Below are 16,053 nucleotides of genomic sequence, written 5' to 3' on the forward strand. Positions count from 1 at the left end.
AGCGGGTCTCCTTCCTGCGCGCATTAAAAAAGAGGCGAATCTCCTCCATGGCAACCAAGGCGAAGGCACTGCGCACTTCGAACAAGCTCCGCAGCCGCAAGGCAGAGGGCACGGCGAAGAAGCGTATCCGCAAGATTTTTGGCGACATTCACGAAGTGGTGGACATGCCGAACCTGATCGAAGTGCAGCGCGAGAGCTACGAACAGTTCCTCCGCTCTGACAAAGAGACAGGTTATGTCTCCGGTCTTGAAAAAACGCTCCGCAGCGTTTTCCCGATCCGCGATTTCGCCGGAACTGCCGAGCTTGATTTCGTCCACTATGTTCTGGAAGAGCCGAAATACGACACGACCGAGTGTCGTCAGCGCGGCATTACTTATGCTGCTCCGATGAAGGTAACCCTTCGCCTGATCGTGTTCGAAGTCGATCAGGAAACCGAAACCCGCAGCGTCCTCGATATCAAGGAGCAGGACGTTTACATGGGCGACATGCCGCTCATGACGGATAACGGCACCTTTATCATCAACGGCACTGAGCGTGTGATCGTTTCGCAGATGCACCGTTCGCCCGGTGTGCTGTTCGATCATGACCGCGGTAAAACGCACTCCTCGGGCAAGCTGCTGTTTGCTGCCCGCGTCATTCCGTATCGCGGCAGCTGGCTCGATTTTGAATTCGATGCCAAGGATATCGTCAACGTTCGCATCGACCGTAAGCGTAAGCTGCCGGTCACCGCGCTGCTTTATGCGCTGGGCCTCGATAGCGAAGGCATCCTGCACCACTTTTACGACACAGTAACGTGGGAACGTGCGAAAGACGGCTGGAAGATCCCGTTTGTCGCTGAAAACTGGCGCGGCCAAAAACCGGCATTCGCCCTGGTCGATGCAAAAACCGGCGAGGAAATTTTCGCGGCCGGTCAAAAAATCAGTCCGCGCGCCGCCAACAAGGCTGCGAAGGATGGCCTGACCCATCTGCTCCTGCCCACCGAAGAGGTGGTCAGTCGCTATGCTGCGCGCGACCTGATCGATGAAAGCACCGGCCGCATCTATGTTGAAGCGGGCGACGAGCTGACGCTTGAGCATGTCGAGACATTCGATAATGCCGGGATCGACAGCCTCGAACTGCTCGACATTGATGAAATCAACACCGGGCCGTGGATCCGCAACACACTTGCGGTGGACAAGGCGGAAAACCGTGATGAAGGCCTTGAGGCTATCTACAAGGTCATGCGTCCGGGCGAACCACCGACCAAGGAAACCGCCGAAGCCCTGTTCGAAGGCCTGTTCTTCGACGGCGAACGCTATGACCTGTCCGCTGTTGGCCGCGTGAAACTCAACATGCGCCTCGAACTCGACGCCGAAGACACCGTGACCACCCTGCGCAAAGAAGACATCCTCGCCGTGGTCAAGGAACTCGTCGGCCTGAAGGACGGCAAGGGCGAAGTCGATGACATCGACAACCTCGGCAACCGCCGGGTGCGTTCGGTCGGTGAGCTGCTGGAAAACCAGTACCGCGTCGGCCTGTTGCGCATGGAGCGCGCCGTTAAGGAGCGCATGAGCAGCGTCGATGTTTCGACTGTCATGCCGAACGATCTGATCAATGCGAAACCCGCTGTTGCTGCTGTTCGTGAATTCTTCGGCTCTTCGCAGCTGTCGCAGTTCATGGATCAGACCAATCCGCTGTCAGAAGTGACGCACAAACGCCGCGTCTCTGCGCTTGGCCCAGGCGGTCTGACACGTGAACGCGCAGGCTTTGAAGTCCGCGACGTTCACCCGACCCACTATGGCCGCATCTGCCCGATTGAAACGCCGGAAGGCCCGAATATCGGTCTGATCAACTCGCTGGCGTCGTTCAGCCGGGTTAACAAATACGGCTTTATCGAAACCCCGTACCGCAAGGTCGAAGGCAACAGCGTCACCGGCGATGTGATTTATCTCTCCGCGATGGAAGAGCAGAAGCACACTGTCGCGCAGGCGTCTGCCGAACTGAATCCGGACGGCACTTTCGTCGAGGAACTGATCTCGGCGCGTCAGGCCGGCGACAACCTGATGGCTCCGAGTGAAACGGTCACGCTGATGGACGTCTCGCCGAAACAGCTCGTTTCGGTCGCGGCATCGCTCATCCCGTTCCTGGAAAACGATGACGCCAACCGCGCCCTGATGGGATCGAACATGCAGCGTCAGGCTGTGCCGCTTGTGAAAGCAGAGGCACCGTGGGTGGGCACCGGTATGGAAGAAACCGTGGCGCGCGATTCCGGCGCTGCGATTGCTGCCAAGCGCGGCGGGATCGTTGACCAGGTGGACGCGACCCGTATCGTGATCCGCGCAATCGGCGATGTCGAAGCCGGTCGGTCCGGCGTAGATATTTACACGCTCCAGAAATTCCAGCGTTCCAACCAGAACACCTGCATCAACCAGCGTCCGCTGGTGAAGGTGGGTGAGACGATCGAAGCAGGCGACATTATCGCCGATGGTCCTTCGACCGATATCGGTGAGCTGGCGCTCGGCAAGAACAGCCTCGTCGCGTTCATGCCGTGGAATGGCTACAACTACGAAGATTCGATCCTGATAAGTGAACGCATCGTGAAAGACGACGTGTTCACCTCGATCCACATCGATGAGTTCGAAGTCATGGCCCGCGATACCAAGCTTGGGCCGGAAGACATCACCCGCGACATCCCAAATGTCGGCGAGGAAGCGCTTCGTAACCTCGATGAGGCAGGCATCGTCTACATCGGTGCAGAAGTGCATCCGGGCGACATTCTGGTCGGAAAGATCACGCCAAAGGGCGAAAGTCCGATGACGCCGGAAGAAAAGCTTCTGCGCGCCATCTTCGGTGAGAAGGCTTCGGACGTTCGCGATACCTCGCTGCGCCTGCCGCCAGGTGTTGCCGGGACCATCGTTGAGGTTCGCGTCTTCAACCGCCACGGTATCGAGATCGATGACCGTACCCGTGCGATCCAGAACGAGGAGATCGAGCGTCTTGGCAAGGATGCCGCCGACGAACGTGCCATCCTCAACCGTGCGACCTACAACCGCCTGAAGGACATGCTGCTCGGCCAGACCGCATCGGCTGCTCCGAAGGGTGTGAAGAAGGGCAGCGAAATCACCGAGGAAGTCCTCGACGAAGTTGATCGCCACGAATGGTTCAAATTCGCTGTCGCCGAAGACGGACGTCAGGCCCAGATCGAAGCGATCAAGGCCCAGTATGACGAAGCCGTTGGCGGTATCGATGCGAAGTTCGAAGACCGTAAGGAAAAGCTGGAGCGCGGCGATGAGCTGGCACCGGGCGTCCTGAAAATGGTCAAGGTCTTCGTCGCTGTGAAGCGCAAGCTTCAGCCGGGCGACAAGATGGCCGGCCGTCACGGAAACAAGGGCGTGATTTCACGCATCCTGCCGGTTGAGGATATGCCGTTCCTAGAAGATGGCACTGCCGTTGACCTGGTTCTGAACCCACTCGGTGTGCCTTCGCGTATGAATGTCGGCCAGATTTTCGAAACGCACCTTGGTTTTGCAGCGCGCGGCTTGGGCATGGATATCGCGAACAAGCTCGAAGAGTGGAAACGCGCCAATCCGAACGCAGCCGAGGATTACGCCGATGTGAAGCCGCCAGAGGCGGTCGTGGAGCGTTTGAAAGACGTTTACGGCGAACAGTATTTCGAAGATCTCGAAAGCCGTTCGACCCCGCAGATCGTCGAGCTTGCGCAGAACCTTTCGGCAGGTGTCCCGATGGGTACGCCAGTGTTCGATGGCGCGCGTGAACCGGACGTGTCGGACATGCTGGTAAAGGCCGGCATCGACAGCTCTGGCCAGTCGGTGCTCTATGATGGACGCACAGGCGAAGCGTTCGACCGCAAGGTAACTGTCGGCATCATCTATATGCTGAAACTGCATCACCTTGTTGACGACAAGATCCATGCTCGGTCCATCGGCCCGTACTCGCTCGTCACTCAGCAGCCGCTGGGCGGTAAAGCGCAGTTCGGCGGACAGCGCTTTGGTGAGATGGAAGTCTGGGCACTGCAGGCATACGGCGCCGCCTATACTTTGCAGGAAATGCTCACCGTCAAATCGGACGATGTCGTTGGCCGGACCAAGGTCTACGAAGCGATCGTCAAAGGCGATGACACCTTCGAAGCAGGCATCCCGGAGAGCTTCAACGTTCTCGTAAAGGAAATGCGCTCGCTGGGCATGAACGTCGAACTCACATCGCTCGGCGATGGCGAAGACGGCGATGAATGGCCGGAGGCTGCGGAATAAGGGAGCGGGCTTAATTGCCCCTCCCATTTTCGCTCCAAGAGATTTCACCCCCTGAGGGAACCAAGTCATGAATGAACTGACCAAATTCACCAACCAGCTGGCCAAGCCGGAAACATTCGACCAGATTCAGATCGGCATTGCCTCGCCAGAGCGCATCCGTTCATGGTCGTTCGGCGAGATCAAAAAGCCGGAAACCATCAACTACCGTACGTTCAAGCCTGAGCGTGACGGCCTGTTCTGTGCGCGCATCTTCGGCCCAGTGAAGGACTACGAATGCCTGTGCGGCAAGTATAAGCGCATGAAGTACAAGGGCGTCGTTTGCGAAAAGTGCGGCGTCGAAGTCACCGTGACCAAGGTGCGCCGTGAGCGCATGGGCCACATCGAACTCGCCGCTCCGGTTGCGCACATCTGGTATCTGAAGTCGCTGCCATCGCGCATCGGCCTGCTGCTCGACATCCAGCTCAAACAGCTTGAGCGCATTCTCTACTTTGAAAGCTATGTGGTGATTGAGCCGGGCCTGACCCCGCTTGAGAAATTCCAGCTGCTGACGGAAGACGAACTGCTCGAAGCGCAGGACGAATACGGCGAAGACGCATTCTCTGCCGACATCGGTGCAGAGGCCGTCAAGGTCATGCTGATGGATCTCGATCTGGAGCAGGAACGCGACGATCTGATGGAAGAGCTGGCGACTACCAAGTCGACGCTCAAGCCGAAGAAGATCATCAAGCGTCTGAAGGTCGTGGAAAGCTTCATCGATTCCGGCAACCGCCCGGAATGGATGATCCTCGAAGTGATCCCCGTGATCCCGCCAGAGCTGCGCCCGCTGGTGCCGCTTGATGGTGGCCGGTTCGCGACGTCGGATCTCAACGATCTCTATCGCCGCGTGATCAACCGTAACAATCGCCTGAAACGCCTGATCGAATTGCGCGCGCCGGACATCATCGTCCGCAACGAAAAGCGTATGCTTCAGGAAGCTGTCGATGCGCTGTTCGACAATGGCCGCCGCGGCCGCGTGATCACGGGTGCAAACAAGCGCCCGCTGAAATCACTGTCCGACATGCTCAAGGGCAAGCAGGGCCGCTTCCGTCAGAACCTGCTCGGTAAGCGCGTCGACTATTCCGGCCGTTCGGTCATTGTGACCGGTCCGGAACTGAAACTGCACCAGTGCGGCCTGCCAAAGAAGATGGCGCTCGAACTGTTCAAGCCGTTCATCTACGCCCGCCTCGATGCAAAGGGTCTTTCCATGACCCTGAAGCAGGCGAAAAAGTGGGTCGAGAAGGAGCGCAAGGAAGTCTGGGATATCCTTGATGAAGTGATCCGTGAGCACCCGGTTCTGTTGAACCGTGCGCCGACGCTTCACCGTCTTGGCATCCAGGCGTTCGAGCCGGTGCTGATCGAAGGTAAGGCGATCCAGCTTCACCCGCTGGTCTGCTCTGCCTTTAACGCCGACTTTGATGGCGACCAAATGGCCGTTCACGTTCCGCTGTCGCTCGAAGCGCAGTTGGAAGCGCGCGTCCTGATGATGTCGACCAACAACATCCTTTCGCCCGCCAACGGCAAGCCGATCATCGTACCTTCGCAGGACATGGTCCTCGGCCTCTATTATCTCTCGATGGAACGTCAGGAGAAGAAGCCGGAATACCTCGAAAACGAAGACGGCACGAAGGTCGAGATTCTACCGCGCTTTGCCGATATGGCCGAAGTGCACCAGGCGCTCGAAACGAAGGCTGTCACGCTCCACACCAAGATTCTTGCCCGCGTTCCGCAGGCGGATGAAAAGGGCAAAGTGGCCATGAAGCGGTTTGAAACCACTCCGGGCCGCATGTTGATTGGGGAATGTCTGCCAAAGAACCACAAGGTTCCGTTTGACATCATCAACCGCCTGCTGACCAAGCGTGAGATTGGCGACGTGATCGATCAGGTCTATCGTCACACCGGCCAGAAGGACACCGTCCTGTTCGCCGATGCGATCATGGTTCTGGGTTTCCGCCACGCATTCAAGGCCGGCATTTCGTTTGGTAAGGATGACATGATCATCCCGGATTCGAAAATCCGCCTGGTCGATGAAACGAAGTCGCTGGTTGCTGACTATGAGCAACAATATCAGGACGGTCTCATCACGCAGCAGGAGAAATACAACAAGGTTATCGACGCCTGGAGCCGCTGCGGCGATCAGGTCGCCGACGCCATGATGGAAGAGATCAAGTCGCAGCCGATCGACAAGGACGGCAAAGAGGCGCAGATCAACTCCATCTACATGATGAGCCACTCCGGTGCGCGTGGTTCGCCTGCGCAGATGAAGCAGCTTGCCGGTATGCGCGGGTTGATGGCCAAGCCTTCGGGCGAGATCATCGAAACGCCGATTATCTCGAACTTCAAGGAAGGCCTGTCCGTCCTTGAATACTTCAACTCCACCCACGGCGCCCGTAAGGGTCTGGCCGACACCGCGCTCAAGACGGCAAACTCGGGTTACCTGACCCGCCGTCTGGTTGATGTGTCGCAGGACTGCACGATCGTCGTCGAGGATTGCAAGACCGAGAACGCGCTGGAAATGCGTGCCATCGTTCAGGGCGGCAGCGTGATTGCCTCGCTGGGTGAGCGTATCCTTGGCCGCACAGTGGCCGAAGACATCGTGAACGCGGCCACCGACGAGGTGATCGTGAAAGCGGGCACTCTGATCGACGAGCCTATGGTGGTCGAAATCGAAGCGGCTGAAGTTCAGTCAGCCAAGATCCGTTCACCGCTTGTTTGCGAAGCCGATATGGGCGTTTGCGGCACGTGTTATGGCCGTGACCTTGCTCGCGGTACTCCGGTGAATATCGGTGAAGCTGTCGGCGTGATCGCCGCGCAGTCCATCGGTGAGCCGGGCACCCAGCTGACCATGCGTACGTTCCACATTGGTGGTGCGGCACAGCTCAATGAAACGAGCCATCTGGAAGCAATTTCCGATGGTACCGTCGAGCTTCGCGACATGCCTACGATCGTCGATAAAAAGGGCCGCATCCTGTCGCTCGCACGGAACGGCGAGATCGCCGTGATCGATGCCGAGGGACGTGAGCGTGAAATGCACAAGGTGCCGTATGGTACCGTGATCATGTTCAAGCACGGGCAGAAGGTCAAAGAAGGCGATCGTCTTGCCGAGTGGGACCCGTTCACCCTGCCGATCATCACCGAACAGTCGGGTGTGGTGAAGTATCAGGACCTGATCGAGGGAACGACGCTTGAGGAGCAGACCGATGATGCAACCGGTATCGCCCAGCGTGTCGTGACTGAAAACCGGGCAACCGGCCGCAAGAAGAAGGAAGAGCTGCGTCCGCGCATGATCCTTCAGGGCGAGGGTCAGACCATCGACGATGAAACCGATGCGCAGCGTTACATGCTGGCTCCGGGTACGACCCTGTCGGTTGAAGATGGCCAGACGGTTGAAGCAGGCGACATCCTCGCCCGTGCCAGCCGCGAAGCTGCCAAGACGCGCGACATCACTGGCGGTCTGCCGCGTGTTGCCGAGCTGTTCGAGGCACGTCTGCCGAAAGACATGTCGGTCATCGCCAAAATCTCGGGCAAGATCGAGTTCGTTCGCGAATACAAAGCGAAGCGCAAGATCGCGATTATCCCCGAGGAAGGTGATGCAGTCGAATATCTGATCCCCAAGACCAAGGTGATCGACGTGCAGGAAGGCGACTTCGTGAAGAAGGGTGATACCCTGATTTCCGGCGCGCCGAACCCGCACGACATCCTCGAAGTCATGGGCGTTGAGGCGCTCGCTGAATATCTCGTCAACGAGATTCAGGAAGTGTATCGACTGCAAGGCGTGAAAATTAACGACAAGCACATCGAGGTGATCGTTCGCCAGATGCTGCAAAAGGTTGAGATCACCAATGGCGGCGACACCACCTTGCTTCCGGGCGAGCAGGTCGATCTGGCTGAGATGATGGAATACAACGCCAAATTGACGAAGAGCAAGCAGCCTGCCGAAGGCACGCCGATTCTGCTCGGGATCACCAAGGCGTCGCTCCAGACACGCAGCTTTATCTCGGCCGCTTCGTTCCAGGAAACCACCCGCGTTCTTACGCAGGCTTCCGTAGAAGGTAAGAAGGACACGCTGATCGGTCTCAAGGAGAACGTCATCGTCGGCCGTCTTATCCCGGCAGGCACCGGCGCCGGCATGAACCGCGTTCGTGTCACGGCGTCCAGCCGCGACGCCGCATTGAAGGCGCAGTGGAAGAAGCAGCAGGACAAGCTGGCAGCAGAAAACGCTGTCGAGCCTGAGCCCGCCGCCGACCCGGTATCGAGCGAAGAAGCGATGAAAGCTGCTATGGGCGGCGCTGCAGAAAGCGGAGACGCACCAGCGGCAGAATAAGGCTGAAAGCCTGACGCTAACAAAAAGGCCCCGCAGAAGCTTTGATGCTCCTGCGGGGCCTTTTGTATTGCGAAGGCGCGCCGTCCTATGGCTGCGGCGATCCGGCAGGTATCACTCGGGCGGCGTGGAATCGCTCACTTCTATCCGGGTGAAAGTCGCCTGCGCGTAATCGCCATTGGCTTTGTCGATGCCCCAGTCACCCGTTCCGGCGCAGGCCGCATACCAATTGCCGCCGCCCGTTTTGGTGCTGCACTGGTTGTAAACGCCCGCTTTGAAATACAGCGAATCCCCGCCGTAAGCGTAAGGATTATCTTTCGCATCCGCACCGCGAACCAGGCTGCGCGACTGCTCGACGGTGCCCAACCGTTCGTTGTGGAATGTCAGATACATCGTGTTTTCGTGCACATTGATGGTGTAGCTGAATTCCTCGCCCAGCTTTATACCGGCATCGCCCGGATCGTCCTTTGTTTCCCAATTGCCGCCGAACACCGGAACGGACAGGTCGTTGCGATCAGGATCGTCTTTCGCCAAATTGCGCTCGTAATTCCAGAAGACCATGCCGGCATCGTGGCCGGGAAATTTTTTGTAATAGATTTTGATTGGTTCGTTGCCGTAGCCGAAGCCGCTGCTGGTGCTCTTGTATTTCACCGCATGGATTTGCCCGACAACAACGGAATACGCCGCTTTCGATTCAGGCTCGCCTGCGTTGAGAGCCACGTGGTCGACACGCAGGGTCGCTTCGAGTTTGCCGCCGATGGAGGCGAATTGGTCCGAGCCTTTGCGCGCTGCGACGGCGAAATTGTTCTTAGCATCATGCGTGCCGATCCGGGTGTTCGTCCCGCGCGGCATCTGGCGCAATTCGCTGCGTGTGTTGCTGGAATTAGCGGTCGTGGCCGCCTTATTGGGCGCTGCAAAGACCAGTTCGCTATTCTCATTCAAGAAGAAAAAGTCGCTGTGCTGGTAATTTTCAAGCTCCGCGACGGTCTTTTCATCCGGCTTGCCATCCGAGTTCTCGTCGATTGGCAGGGTAATTTTCCAGTTGCTCAGATCGAATTTGCTCGATGGCGGGGCGGGCGAGCGATCATCCGCCGATGCCGCGATGGGCATGGCGAAAATCGCTGCGGACAGCAGCAGGGTCGTGGCGCGGGGCATGGGTAATGTCTCTCCGTCGAATTTGATTTGCGCGGAGCATAACCCAACCGATCTGAACAACAAGTGTCAGCAGTCCGGTGGTAGACCCATATTATGCTATTGCGAAGCACTCGCATCAAGGGTAGGTCGTCTTTATCACGCTCACCCTCTGGAGGCCCATGAAGCATCACTCAGCACCGTCCGCCACCCGGCAGGCTCTTATCGAACGCCTCGCCGAACCCCCGCGAATCGAAAGCCTTTCTGCAATCGGCGCGAGGTTTGTCTATTCGCAGCGCCTGATCGCACTGCACAAGCGGGCCAGACGTGATCCTGTGCCCGAACTGGCGGTAAGAATGGGGAGTGTCGAAACAGCCGCAAAGGCATTGGCGTTAACCCAAGCGATCGCTTCGTGCTGGCCGGAGAACATCCATGTCGCGCGGTTCTGCTGCGAAATGCTGACCCATGATGAACTCACCATCGGCGCGATGGTTGACAGTGCCGCGCGCGCAGACCGTGCAGGCTTTGAAAGCGCGATTTCGGGGCTGGTGCGCCCGGACCGCGCGCATCGGCTGTGGGAGCCGGTGCTGGCTCTGGTCGCCGCAGAGGCGAAGGGCGGCATCCTATCCTAACGCTTGCCGCGCGGTGCTGCGCTGTTTACCGGACGGGCCATGACCATCACGCGTTTTGCCCCTTCGCCCACAGGCCGTCTACACGTCGGCAATATCCGCACCGCGCTGCACAACTGGTTGCTGGCTGAAAAAGCGGGCGGACAATTTCTTTTGCGCATCGACGATACCGATGCCGCCCGTTCAAAAGAAGAATATATCGAGGCGATTGACGCAGATCTCGCCTGGTTGGGAATTGAGCCTGCGCGGGTGGAGCGCCAGTCGCGGCGGCTGGACAAATATGAAACTGCATTCGAAACATTGCGGGCCGCGGGCCGGATTTATCCCGCTTATGAAACCCAGCAGGAACTGGAGCTTAAACGCAAGGTGCTGCTGGGCCGCGGTTTGCCGCCCATCTATGATCGCGGCGCGCTGGACCTTACCGATGCGGATCGCGCGGCCAAGGAAGCAGAGGGCATCGCGCCTCATTGGCGTTTCAAGCTGGACCATGAAGAGCCGCTAATTTGGGAAGACGGCGTGCGCGGCACGGTCAAATTCGATCCGAAACTGCTGTCGGACCCGGTCATCCGGCGCGCCGATGGTTCATGGCTTTACATGCTGCCGAGCACCGTCGACGATGTCGATATGGGCGTGACGCAGGTGTTGCGCGGAGAAGATCATGTGTCGAACACGGCGGTGCAAATCCAGATGTTCACCGCAATGGGCGCAGCCCCGCCGGCATTCGCACACGAGGCGCTGCTGGTGGGCAAAGAAGGCAAGCTCTCCAAGCGGCTCGGCTCGCTGGGCTGTGACACTTTTCGTGAGCGCGCGATCGAACCAGAAGCTATTATCGCGCTGCTGGCGCGGCTGGGAACTTCGCTGCCAGTCGAGCCGATTGCAGACCGCACGATTTTGCTTGAGACATTCGACCTATCGACATTCGGCCGCGCTCCGGCAAAGTTTGACGACGCGGACCTTAAGCGGATCAACACCGCAATTGTGCACGCCATGCCCTATGAGGCTGTGAAGGGCCGTCTGCCTGCTGGCATGGACGAAGCGGGCTGGCATGCAGTCCAGCCCAACATCGCTACCATTGCCGAAACAGCGGAGTGGTGGCGATTGGTAACAGGCCCGGTGGACCAGCCCGAATTCACGTCCGAAGACAAAGCCTATCTGGGCGAAGCGGCGCAGACGCTGTCATGGTCCGATGATCCGTGGGGCGCGCTGACATCGGCATTGAAAGAGAGCACGGGCCGCAAGGGCAAGGCGCTGTTCCTGCCGCTGCGTCAGGCGCTCACCGGTATGAACCACGGCCCCGATATGGGCGAGCTACTGCCCCTGATCGGTGAAAGCGAGGCTCGTGCGAGACTGGAGCGGGCTGCGGCTTGAACGAGAGGCGTTCAGCCCCTCAATTGCCGTGCCGGTCCAGTTCTTTCCCGGTCAGTGTGACCACATGCAGAAGGTTGGTAGAGCCGGGCGTTCCGAACGGCACACCTGCCAGCACAATCTGTTTCGAACCCGCTTTGCCAAATCCGTGGCGCAGGGCCATGCGTTTGCCCTTAGCGATCATCTCTTCGAAACTGCCAATATCCTTGGTCGCGACAGCCTGTGTTCCCCAAAGCAGGGCGACACGGCGCGCTGTCCGCATCGAAGGGGTCAGCACCAGCACCGGCGTATCGGGGCGTTCGCGGGCGACGCGGCGCGCGGTCGAACCGGATGCTGTAAAGACCGTTATCGCGCTAATCGAAACGGTATCGGCAATCGTCATACAGCTGTGCGCGAGCGCGTCGGACGTGGTCGAATCCGGCGGAGTGTCGAGGAAACGGACACGCTTCACATAATCCTCGTCGCGTTCAACCTGCTGCGCGATCGAATGCATCATCGCCACCGATTCCTCGGGCCAATCGCCTGCCGCGCTCTCTGCTGAAAGCATCACTGCATCGGCCCCGTCATAGACCGCATTGGCCACGTCGGAGACCTCCGCGCGGGTCGGGATCGGGCTTTCAATCATCGATTCCAGCATTTGCGTGGCGACGATCACCGGCTTGCCTGCCCTGCGGGCTGCATTGACGATCTTCTTTTGCAAAGGCGGCACTTCGTGCGGTTCCAGCTCCACGCCCAGATCGCCGCGCGCGACCATGATCCCGTCGGACATGTCGATAATGTCGTCGAGCCGCTTGACCGCCATCGGCTTTTCGATCTTGGCGCAGAGCGCAACCGACGCTCCGCCGTGGGAGTTCACCAGCTTGCGCGCCTCGGCCATGTCATCGGGGCGCTGCACGAATGACAGCGCGATCCAGTCTGCGCCCTGCTCCACGGCAAAGGCCAGATCCTTGCGGTCCTTGTCGGTGAGGGCAGGGATGGGCACCTCGGCATCGGGCACGTTCACGCCTTTGCGGTCGGATATGACCCCGCCAACTTCGGCTGAGCAAAAAATGCGGTTTTCATCCGCCTCTTTTACCGTCAGCCTGATTTTGCCGTCATTGATCAGCAGGCGCTGGCCGCGTTCCATGATGCCAAACAGTTCGGGATGCGGCAGGCAGACGCGGTTCTCATCTCCGGGGGCTGGGTCGCGGTCCAGCGTGAAATGCGCCGAATGCTTGATGACCGCCTTGCCATCCTTGAAAGTGCCAACGCGCAGCTTTGGCCCCTGCAAATCAGCCAGCACCGCGATCGGCCGGTTGAATTCCTTTTCCAGCGTTCGGATCGCCTTGATCGCTTTCGCATGATCGGCGTGTTCACCGTGGCTCATGTTTACGCGGAACGCATCGGCCCCCGCCTTGAACAGGCGGCGCAGCATTTCGGGTGAGCGGCTGGCCGGGCCGATTGTTGCCAAAATCTTGACCTTGCGCCCGCGCGGGTCGATCCTAGTCTGATCGCTTTTTGCCATCGGTTCCATATCCCTTTGATGGGACACGCTATGGCAGCAATGTATGGCAACTCAAGGAATAGTCACATGCAACCCGGTTCTGCGGATACGAATTCACCCGATAGCCTCGATACGCTGGACGATGCCGTCGCCGCTGCGGCGTTTCGCCGACTGGTGCGGCATCTGCGCCACCGCCATGATGCGCAGAATATCGAATTGATGGGACTGGCAGGATTTTGCCGCAATTGCCTTGCGGACTGGATCCGTGATGCCGGTTACGACGGTGACAAGGCGGCGGCGCGCGAACTGATTCACGGGATGCCGATGGATGAATGGAAAACCACGCGGCAAATCCCGGCGACCGAGGAACAGATCGCCGCGATGGAAGCCAGCCTGACGAAGAACAAGGCTGATCTTCGCTGAATTTGTCTCGGTTTGTGGATTGCGCCCTTTCGTGAGCGCGCGGCTGCGCCTATCCGATCCATCAACTGATTCTCATACAACCGGAGACCCGACAGATGGCCGAAGCCACCGATGACCGCCTGCGCCTTTTGATTGAGCGCATCGAACGCCTCGAAGAAGAGAAAAAGGGCATCGCCGATGATATTCGTGACGTCTACGCCGAGGCGAAAGCCGTGGGATATGATGCGAAAATCATGCGCCAGATTGTGCGGCTGCGCAAAATGAAGCCGGATGACCGCAGCGAGCAGGAAATGATCCTCGACACTTACAAGGCTGCGCTTGGAATGGGCTGATCTTGCCTGGCTGGCGTTGAAATCTGCCGAAGCTGTGTTATATGGGTAAGACAGCAGCATAGGGAGATTTTCGATGCCAGAACCCTGGAAAGACGCGCGCGGCGTGATCGTCACGACCACGCCCACGGTGGAAGGTCATCCGATCCAGGAATATTGCGGGATCGTGGTCGGCGAAGTGATTGTCGGCGCGAACCTGTTCCGCGACCTGTTTGCCAATATCCGCGACATCGTGGGCGGCCGGTCTGGCAGTTACGAACGCATCCTTGCCGATGCGCGCAATCAGGCCATCGAGGAATTGCAGGCAGAGGCGGCAAGCCGCGGCGGCAACGCGGTTGTGGGTATTGACCTCGATTACGAGGTGATCGGCGATACCGGATCGATGCTGATGGTCAGCGCGAGTGGCACCGCGGTCAAGATCTAGCTGGCAAGGTTCAACCGGACTGCATCGACAGCGCAGCAACGCTGATCGCGAACCCGTTATGCGCCGCGTGCAAGAGCACTGCATATACAAAGCCATACTGGACGCGGACATAGGCTGCCATTGTGCCCAATATGAATTGCGGCACGATCAGCGGCAGCAAAACCCACAGCGCCCCTTCGGCATAATTGAACAGATGGACGAGTGCGAAGGCCGCGCTGCTCAGCCAGAATGCTGCGGGGAAAATTGGGGCGAACCATTCAGGGGCCGTACGTTTCCAGCCCAGTATCGACGCAATCACAGCCGCGCCCATGCCCGCCAATATGACGAGGCCGGGTGCTGTCTCGCCCGCCGGGCCCGAGATCGCCGCCCAAACAATGACGGCGATGATGCCGGTGATAAAAAGCACGCCAAGCGCGTAGAGAAAACGCGGCCGCCCCGTCAGCCAGCTTCGGAAAGCCAGCTCCTCGATTACTGGAGCGACAACGACCGCCAGCAACACGAAACTAAAGTTCAATTCCAGCGTGCTGTTGTAATTTTCAGGCAATTCAAAACCGGCTGCGATCACCGCAAACAGCACGCTGAGAATGATGAACATCACAATCAGGTCGAGCCCGAAGATCCGCATTGTGCCGATCACCCCCGTTTTGTACGAGGCGGTGCCTTGCGGCAGGTCCGGGCGTTTCAGGAATTGCAGGTAGCCGCGCCATTCTTCGGCAGCGTTGGCGGCGGGCATACGCGGCGCATCACTCTCCACCAGCGGGCTTGTGGTTTGACCTGTCATGCGGCTATTGGACCCCTGTTCATTCTTATCAAGCCCTACAAAGAGTTCCCATGGCAGGCCATTCCAAATTCAAGAACATCATGCACCGCAAAGGTGCGCAGGATAAAAAGCGTTCGAACCTGTTTTCCAAGCTGAGCCGCGAAATCACCGTGGCCGCGAAAATGGGGACGCCCGACCCCGATATGAACCCGCGCCTGCGGCTGGCCGTCAACACGGCCAAAGCGCAGTCCATGCCAAAAGACAACATCCAGCGCGCGATCGATAAAGCGACTGCGGGCGATGATGAGAATTACGAAGAAGTTCGTTACGAAGGGTACGGCCCGGGCGGCAGCGCGATCATCGTCGAGACGCTGACAGATAACCGCAACCGCACCGCCACCGCAGTGCGCACCGCTTTCAGCAAGCATGGCGGCAATCTTGGCACCGAAGGGTCGGTTCAGCACGGCTTCGAACGGCTGGGCCTGATCGAATATCCAGCCAGCGCCGGCGACGAAGACACCGTTTTGGAAGCGGCGATGGACGCCGGGGCGGAGGACATCGAAAGCTCCGAAGACGGCCACACCATCTGGACCGCCGCCGATGACCTGCATCAGGTTGCGAGCGACCTGGAAAAGGCGCTGGGCGAAGCGGCCAACGTGAAGCTTGCTTGGAAGCCGAACATCACCGTCGACATGGACGAGCAAGGCGCGGGCACCCTGCTCAAACTGATCGACGTGCTGGATGATGATGACGATGTGCAGACCGTCTGGGGCAATTATGAAATCTCCGACGAGATCATGGACAAGCTGGACGCGTGAGCTGGCGTGAGTGGCTGTTCGCGGCTGCTCTGGGCCTCGCTTTTCTGACCGCGATTGCATGGCGGTTGGGCCTTAGGATCGGAT

Annotated in this window: 11 protein-coding genes; 8 read left to right on the top strand and 3 right to left on the bottom strand. The window is 58.8% G+C overall.

The genetic code is table 11. The annotated features are described in order from the left end of the window. The first annotated feature begins 14 nt into the window (after window positions 1–14). Window positions 15–4,250: a DNA-directed RNA polymerase subunit beta gene (gene rpoB / locus ACGHU1_RS03015; RefSeq protein ID WP_390583916.1), complete on the top strand. Its 4,236-nt coding sequence runs from the start codon at window positions 15–17 to the stop codon at window positions 4,248–4,250. A gap of 67 nt (window positions 4,251–4,317) precedes the next feature. Next, window positions 4,318–8,610, top strand: a complete 4,293-nt coding sequence (gene rpoC, locus ACGHU1_RS03020; protein ID WP_390583309.1) for a DNA-directed RNA polymerase subunit beta' — start codon at window positions 4,318–4,320, stop codon at window positions 8,608–8,610. Between the two features lie 111 nt (window positions 8,611–8,721). On the opposite strand, the gene ACGHU1_RS03025 is transcribed toward rpoC, so the two are convergent. After that, the gene (locus tag ACGHU1_RS03025; RefSeq protein WP_390583312.1) at window positions 8,722–9,762 is read right to left on the bottom strand and encodes a polysaccharide lyase family 7 protein; all 1,041 of its coding nucleotides are present in this window, start codon (window positions 9,760–9,762) and stop codon (window positions 8,722–8,724) included. A gap of 158 nt (window positions 9,763–9,920) precedes the next feature. Here ACGHU1_RS03025 and ACGHU1_RS03030 point away from each other — a divergent pair, with 158 nt between their 5' ends. Both ACGHU1_RS03030 and gltX read left to right on the top strand, forming a co-directional pair. Next, window positions 9,921–10,370, top strand: coding sequence for a DNA-directed RNA polymerase subunit beta' (locus ACGHU1_RS03030; protein ID WP_390583315.1), 450 nt, complete (start codon window positions 9,921–9,923; stop codon window positions 10,368–10,370). Between the two features lie 39 nt (window positions 10,371–10,409). Beyond that, window positions 10,410–11,735 (top strand): glutamate--tRNA ligase, encoded by a 1,326-nt coding sequence (gene gltX, locus ACGHU1_RS03035; RefSeq protein WP_390583317.1) that lies wholly within the window; start codon window positions 10,410–10,412, stop codon window positions 11,733–11,735. Between the two features lie 19 nt (window positions 11,736–11,754). On the opposite strand, the gene pyk is transcribed toward gltX, so the two are convergent. Next, entirely contained in the window at window positions 11,755–13,236 is a 1,482-nt protein-coding gene (gene pyk, locus ACGHU1_RS03040) for a pyruvate kinase (protein ID WP_390583320.1), read from the bottom strand. Between the two features lie 66 nt (window positions 13,237–13,302). Here pyk and ACGHU1_RS03045 point away from each other — a divergent pair, with 66 nt between their 5' ends. The 3 genes from ACGHU1_RS03045 (at window position 13,303) to ACGHU1_RS03055 (ending at window position 14,391) form a co-directional block, all read left to right on the top strand. Continuing rightward, window positions 13,303–13,638: a DUF1244 domain-containing protein gene (locus ACGHU1_RS03045; protein ID WP_390583323.1), complete on the top strand. Its 336-nt coding sequence runs from the start codon at window positions 13,303–13,305 to the stop codon at window positions 13,636–13,638. Window positions 13,639–13,733: 95 nt separating this feature from the next. Next, on the top strand, window positions 13,734–13,970 hold the full coding sequence (locus ACGHU1_RS03050) for a DUF2312 domain-containing protein (RefSeq protein ID WP_190788839.1): 237 nt from the start codon (window positions 13,734–13,736) through the stop codon (window positions 13,968–13,970). Between the two features lie 103 nt (window positions 13,971–14,073). Continuing rightward, complete coding sequence (locus tag ACGHU1_RS03055) at window positions 14,074–14,391, top strand: heavy metal-binding domain-containing protein (RefSeq protein WP_390583919.1); 318 nt, start codon at window positions 14,074–14,076, stop codon at window positions 14,389–14,391. Window positions 14,392–14,401: 10 nt separating this feature from the next. On the opposite strand, the gene ACGHU1_RS03060 is transcribed toward ACGHU1_RS03055, so the two are convergent. Further along, complete coding sequence (locus tag ACGHU1_RS03060) at window positions 14,402–15,172, bottom strand: type II CAAX prenyl endopeptidase Rce1 family protein (RefSeq protein ID WP_390583326.1); 771 nt, start codon at window positions 15,170–15,172, stop codon at window positions 14,402–14,404. Window positions 15,173–15,222: 50 nt separating this feature from the next. Between ACGHU1_RS03060 and ACGHU1_RS03065 the strand changes: the two genes are divergently transcribed. Further along, window positions 15,223–15,969, top strand: coding sequence for a YebC/PmpR family DNA-binding transcriptional regulator (locus tag ACGHU1_RS03065; RefSeq protein WP_390583329.1), 747 nt, complete (start codon window positions 15,223–15,225; stop codon window positions 15,967–15,969). Window positions 15,970–16,053 lie beyond the last annotated feature (84 nt).

The organism is Erythrobacter sp. MTPC3, from assembly GCF_042854385.1.
Classification (GTDB): domain Bacteria; phylum Pseudomonadota; class Alphaproteobacteria; order Sphingomonadales; family Sphingomonadaceae; genus Erythrobacter.

Excerpts from the sequence above, each read along its gene's own strand:
- ACGHU1_RS03060 (WP_390583326.1), bottom strand. The coding sequence starts at position 15,172 with ATGACAGGTCAAACCACAAGCCCGCTGGTGGAGAGTGATGCGCCGCGT.
- pyk (WP_390583320.1), bottom strand. The coding sequence starts at position 13,236 with ATGGCAAAAAGCGATCAGACTAGGATCGACCCGCGCGGGCGCAAGGTC.
- ACGHU1_RS03050 (WP_190788839.1), top strand. The coding sequence starts at position 13,734 with ATGGCCGAAGCCACCGATGACCGCCTGCGCCTTTTGATTGAGCGCATC.
- ACGHU1_RS03030 (WP_390583315.1), top strand. The coding sequence starts at position 9,921 with ATGAAGCATCACTCAGCACCGTCCGCCACCCGGCAGGCTCTTATCGAA.
- ACGHU1_RS03045 (WP_390583323.1), top strand. The coding sequence starts at position 13,303 with ATGCAACCCGGTTCTGCGGATACGAATTCACCCGATAGCCTCGATACG.
- ACGHU1_RS03065 (WP_390583329.1), top strand. The coding sequence starts at position 15,223 with ATGGCAGGCCATTCCAAATTCAAGAACATCATGCACCGCAAAGGTGCG.
- rpoC (WP_390583309.1), top strand. The coding sequence starts at position 4,318 with ATGAATGAACTGACCAAATTCACCAACCAGCTGGCCAAGCCGGAAACA.
- gltX (WP_390583317.1), top strand. The coding sequence starts at position 10,410 with ATGACCATCACGCGTTTTGCCCCTTCGCCCACAGGCCGTCTACACGTC.
- ACGHU1_RS03025 (WP_390583312.1), bottom strand. The coding sequence starts at position 9,762 with ATGCCCCGCGCCACGACCCTGCTGCTGTCCGCAGCGATTTTCGCCATG.